Annotated in this window: 3 protein-coding genes and 3 pseudogenes; 3 read left to right on the top strand and 3 right to left on the bottom strand. The window is 58.8% G+C overall.

Annotation, left to right across the window (positions count from 1 at the left end):
• Together HHL24_RS42920 and HHL24_RS42915 are read left to right on the top strand one after the other, a co-directional pair.
• A partial coding sequence (locus tag HHL24_RS42920) for an NAD(P)(+) transhydrogenase (Re/Si-specific) subunit beta (protein ID WP_169491289.1) occupies nucleotides 1-1,285 on the top strand: 1,285 nt, incomplete at its 5' end.
• 237 nt (nucleotides 1,286-1,522) lie between these two features.
• Entirely contained in the window at nucleotides 1,523-2,557 is a 1,035-nt protein-coding gene (locus tag HHL24_RS42915) for an L-idonate 5-dehydrogenase (RefSeq protein WP_169491288.1), read from the top strand.
• Nucleotides 2,558-2,657: 100 nt separating this feature from the next.
• Here HHL24_RS42915 and HHL24_RS42910 read toward each other — a convergent pair.
• From HHL24_RS42910 to HHL24_RS42905, 3 genes and pseudogenes are all read right to left on the bottom strand, one after another.
• A pseudogene (locus HHL24_RS42910) lies at nucleotides 2,658-2,849 on the bottom strand (winged helix-turn-helix domain-containing protein); the annotation flags it as partial.
• A gap of 215 nt (nucleotides 2,850-3,064) precedes the next feature.
• Nucleotides 3,065-3,283, bottom strand: a pseudogene (locus tag HHL24_RS44470) (AraC family transcriptional regulator); the annotation flags it as partial.
• Nucleotides 3,284-3,427: 144 nt separating this feature from the next.
• Nucleotides 3,428-4,249 (bottom strand): alpha/beta fold hydrolase, encoded by an 822-nt coding sequence (locus tag HHL24_RS42905; protein ID WP_206003279.1) that lies wholly within the window; start codon nucleotides 4,247-4,249, stop codon nucleotides 3,428-3,430.
• Nucleotides 4,250-5,072: 823 nt separating this feature from the next.
• Here HHL24_RS42905 and HHL24_RS42895 point away from each other — a divergent pair.
• Nucleotides 5,073-5,273 (top strand): annotated as a pseudogene (locus HHL24_RS42895) (hydrolase); the annotation flags it as partial.

Here is a 5,273-nt window from a genome sequence, read left to right as displayed (position 1 = left end):
CGGGCTCGGCTCGAACCTCGGTCTGGGGCTCGGCCTGCTGCTGGTCGCGCTGGTGATCGGCGGCGCGATCGGCGCGTTCGTCGCGGCGCGCGTCGAGATGACCAAGATGCCGGAACTGGTCGCCGCGATGCACTCGCTGATCGGTCTCGCGGCCGTGTGTATTGCGTATGCGGTTGTGTCGGAGCCGTCCGCGTTCGGCCTCGTCGACCCTGACAACACAGCACCGGGCTTCCTGCCGTACGGCAATCGCGTCGAACTGTTCATCGGCACGTTCGTCGGCGCGATTACGTTCTCCGGTTCGGTGATCGCGTTCGGCAAGCTGTCGGGCAAGTACAAGTTCCGGCTCTTCCAGGGCGCACCGGTCGTCTATGCAGGGCAGCATCTGATCAACCTGCTGCTCGCGCTCGCGATGCTCGGCTTCGGTGTGATCTTCTTCCTCACGCAGTCGTGGCTGCCGTTCATCATCATGACGCTGATCGCCTTCGTGCTGGGCGTGCTGATCATCATTCCGATCGGCGGCGCGGATATGCCGGTGGTCGTGTCGATGCTCAACTCGTACTCGGGCTGGGCGGCGGCGGGCATCGGCTTCTCGCTGAACAATCCGATGCTGATCATCGCGGGTTCGCTGGTCGGCTCGTCCGGTGCGATCCTGTCGTACATCATGTGCCGCGCGATGAACCGCTCGTTCTTTAATGTGATTCTCGGCGGCTTCGGTAATGAGGCAGGTGCGGCTGTAGCGGGTGGGTCGGCGGAGCAACGCCCGGTGAAATCCGGTTCGGCGGATGATGCGTCGTTCATGCTCGGCAATGCGGAAACCGTGGTGATCGTGCCGGGTTATGGTCTGGCGGTCGCACGCGCGCAGCATGCGTTGAAGGAACTGACCGACAAGCTGGTCGAGAAGGGTATCGAGGTGAAGTACGCAATTCACCCGGTAGCGGGGCGGATGCCGGGACACATGAACGTGCTGCTCGCCGAAGCCGAAGTGCCCTACGACATGGTCTACGAGATGGACGACATCAACGGCGAGTTCGGTCAGGTCGACGTGGTGCTGGTGCTCGGCGCGAACGACGTGGTGAACCCGGCGGCGAAGAACGATCCGAAGTCGCCGATCGCGGGCATGCCGATCATTGAGGCGTACAAGGCGCGTACCGTCATCGTGAACAAGCGGTCGATGGCGGCAGGATACGCAGGCCTCGACAACGACCTGTTCTACATGGACAAGACGATGATGGTGTTCGGCGACGCCAAGAAAGTAATCGAGGATATGGTGAAGGCGGTCGAGTAGATCTGCGGCGGACCGGCAGGCTATAAGCAAACCTTATTCGGCCAGACTTAACTCGTCTTTGCGCGGAGTTCGGCGCCGGTTTAACGTAAGACTTGGACCATGCGTGACGCAACCGGTAACGCTGATCTTCAGTATGCAATGCTGCCGTCCCGCAACCGGTAACGCTGATCGTCAGTATGCAATGCTGCCGTCCCGCAGGTGCACCATTACACCCTGAACACTTCACAAGGCTTGGCTATGCACGCATTGGTGATTCATGCTCCTCGAGATCTGCGAGTCGAGGAAACGCCAACACCCGAAATCGGACCGCACCAGTTGCTGGTTCGCATTCGCGCAGGCGGTATCTGCGGCTCGGACTTGCACTACTTCCAGCATGGCGGATTTGGTACGGTCCGCATCAGCGAACCGATGATCCTCGGTCACGAGGTATCGGGCGTTGTGCAGGAAGCGGGTCCCGGGAACGACGATATGCTGCCCGGAACCCGGATTGCCATCAGCCCGAGTCGTCCGTGTGGACTCTGCCAATACTGTCAGCAAGGCTTGCAGAACCACTGTCTCGACATGCGCTATTACGGTAGCGCGATGCGAAAACCTCATGTGCAAGGCGCGTTCCGTCAGCAGATCGTGATTGACCGCTCGCAGGCACACTCGGTGTCGGACCAGCTGAGCGACGGTGAAGCGGCGATGGCTGAGCCATTGTCCGTGGCGCTGCATGCGGCGCGACGCGCGGGACCGTTGTTAGGCAAGCGTGTCCTGGTGACGGGGTGTGGACCGATCGGCGCCTTGATCGTTGCAGCGGCGCGGCGTGCCGGGGCTGCTGAGATTGTGGTCACTGACGTGAGCGCACTGCCGCTCGCCAGTGCGCTGAAGATGGGCGCCGACGAGGTCTTCAACGTCGCGGAAAATCCGGACGCATTGGCTCGATTTGCAACCAGCAAGGGTACTTTCGACGTGCTGTTCGAGGCCAGCGGCAACGAGCGGGCGTTGCGAGGCGCACTCGACGTGGTGCGGCCCAGAGGCGTACTTGTACAGGTCGGGCTCGGCGGCGACATGAATTTGCCGGTCAACGTGCTGGTAGCGAAGGAATTCGATTTGCGCGGCGCATTTCGCTTCCATGAGGAGTTCGCTGTCGCCGTCGAACTGCTGAACAAGGGACTAATCGACGTCAAGCCGTTGATTTCCGCGATATTTCCTTATCAGGATTCCGTGAAGGCTTTTGAATTTGCGGCCGACCGTTCGCGAGCGATGAAGGTGCTTGTGAATTTCGAGTAGTGCCCGTCCTTCTTCGTCACATGTTGTTTCATGGGCACAAGGTAGCTGGCGGTTCATTGGACGGTTATATTTGGTAAGGAAAAGACCTCGGCGCATTGTGCAGGTTGTTTTCTTCGACTACGGTTTCGGGCCAAACTGCATCCATCAACTCGTCTTTCGTGACGAGACGGCCAGCGGCTGATGTGACCACGGCGAGGATGTCGAAAGCGCGGGACCCGAGGCGCACGACTTTACCGCCTTGCCATAAAGTGCGCATTTCCAGATCGATTTGAAAGCGGCCGAGTTCGATCATGTCAGTTTCAGGTGCAGGAACAATGAGCGGGATAGGGAAATGAAGTGAGGTGCCGACGGAGCGCAGGTATGAGCATCCGCATGGGAGCGCACCTTGCAGCGAGTCTTTGCTTTGCTGTCCTCTTGGGGGTACGCCGAACTATCCGCCGATGCAAATCGCAGTCAGCTCACTGCACGTCGAGACGGCGAACGGTTCGGTCACCTATGCGCACGCGACCGGCGATGGCCGGCCTTCAGTGACACACCGATAAGAAAGCCGCGATCCGAGGCGGGCATGTCGACCGCACTCATCTTGTCGTCGCGCGTGCACTTGCGAAAAAACTTGAACTCACCCGTGTCGAGTTCGAGGTCTTTGTGTAGCTGACTCGACAGGCATCCTAGCGAGTCCTTCGGTCGTGCGGCTGTGGCGGTGGAAGTGTGTGGTTCGTTGAAGATGATTCGTAACCTCGGTTCGTCGCGCTGCAGTCCTGCTCCACCGTAATTTAACCGGAAATTAAGAGATATAGGAGTCGATCAAGGCCCCGCGCATCTGCAGGGAGTGCCGCGCTTAATGATGCAAGCGCAGCACGCGAATGCGCCTTAGCTCTGCAGGAACTCGAGCAGATCGGCATTGACCTTATCCGCTTCGGTCGTGCACATGCCGTGAGGCGCACCCGGATAGACCTTCAACGTGGCGTTCTTCACAATTTTTGCTGACAGGCGACCCGCCTGGTCGATCGGCACGATCTGGTCGTCGTCGCCGTGAAGGACCAGCGTCGGCACATCGATCTTCTTCAGATCAGCGGTGTAGTCGACCTCTGAGAACTGCTTGATACATTCGTACTGGCCTAGAACCGAGCCGAGCATGCCTTCGCGCCAGAACTCGTCGATCGTGCCTTGAGAGACCTTCGCGTTGGGCCGGTTGAAGCCGAAGAACGGCACAGCTAGGTCCTTATAGAACTGCGAACGGTTGCTCGCGACACCCGCACGAATGCCGTCGAACACGGACATCGGCAGCCCGTTCGGATTGCTTTCGGTCTTGACCATGATCGGCGGAACGGCGCCGATCAACACGACCTTGGCAACACGCGAGGTGCCGTGGCGGCCGATGTAGTGTGCGATCTCGCCGCCGCCCGTCGAATGGCCAACGAGCATGGCGCCCTTCAGGTCCAACGCGTTGATCACCGCAGCCAGATCGTCCGCGTAGGTGTCCATGTCGTTGCCGTGAGACGGCTGGTCGGAACGGCCATGGCCGCGGCGGTCGTGGGCGATGACCCGGTAGCCTTTCTGCACCAGGAACAGCATCTGTGGGTCCCACGCGTCGGCATCGAGCGGCCAGCCGTGCGAGAAGACGACCGGCTTGCCGCTGCCCCAATCCTTGAAGAAAATGCGCGTACCGTCTTTAGTCGTTACCGTGTTCATCGTATGACGCTCTCCATGCTGTGGGTTGGATGAATTGCTCGCGTGTGCATTTCCGCTGGCGGACGTAGCGGCCAGCGCGACGGCTGGTGCGGCCATTGCGGCTATCGCCGCGCCGGCTGCGCCCGCGCCCGCTACAAGCAGCTGCCGACGATTCGTCGATGGAATTCCCGATTGGTTAGCCATTCTTTTTCTCCAGTCTTGTGATGTTGGTGGATGTGTCGTCATGACGATGCGCGACGGAACACCACAAGTTTCAATCGTACGGCTTCGATGGCTGTATTGAACTTCAGAATGCTTAAATCTTGTTAACTTGAAGCACGTGGGCCCGTCACGCGCCTTATTCGACTAAGTACGGCCCCGACATATGCAAGTGGAAGTTCTTCGTCTTCAGATACACCGGGACACGTCGGCTAGCAAGGTCGTCAAAGCGCGGCAATATCGCGGGTCGCCTCTTCAGTCAGGCGGGTCGGTGTTTTGAGCGGGGCCGCGCGATGGGCTGCTGCGTTAAGTGCTTGTTTCATTGCGAGTCCGTTGACGTGCCGACAGATACGACGTGAGTTCCTGAATCCGGCAGCTTGCATTGTAGAACGCGGCACACATTAAGTCCTTCAGAAAACATGAATTGTTCTGAGCCGCCATAAAGATGGACCGCGTCGCGATCAGTCGCAGGTCTCTTTCCGCAAGTTTTATTTAAGAAATATTAAGGGCTTTGCCAAGGACTCCGCGAAAAGCCTTCGCTAGACTGAATCTGAGTTTTTCTCGCCAGGCAGGCGAGCTCGGCGTGTCTTCCCATGTTCACCAAACCTTTAGGATCTACAAAGCCATGGCAAATCCAAAACTTGAAGTCCTGACGCCTGCAAACTCGCAGATCATCTTCATCGACCAACAGCCGCAAATGGCTTTTGGGGTCCAGTCCATCGACCGTCAGGTACTTAAGAACAACGTAGTAGGCCTCGCGAAGGCCGCGCGAGTGTTCAACATTCCTACCACTATTACGACAGTGGAATCCGAAAGCTTCTCGGGA

Origin of the sequence: Paraburkholderia polaris, from assembly GCF_012927345.1 — a bacterium.
Classification (GTDB): domain Bacteria; phylum Pseudomonadota; class Gammaproteobacteria; order Burkholderiales; family Burkholderiaceae; genus Paraburkholderia; species Paraburkholderia polaris.
This window is presented reverse-complemented; position numbering and strand designations above follow the sequence as displayed.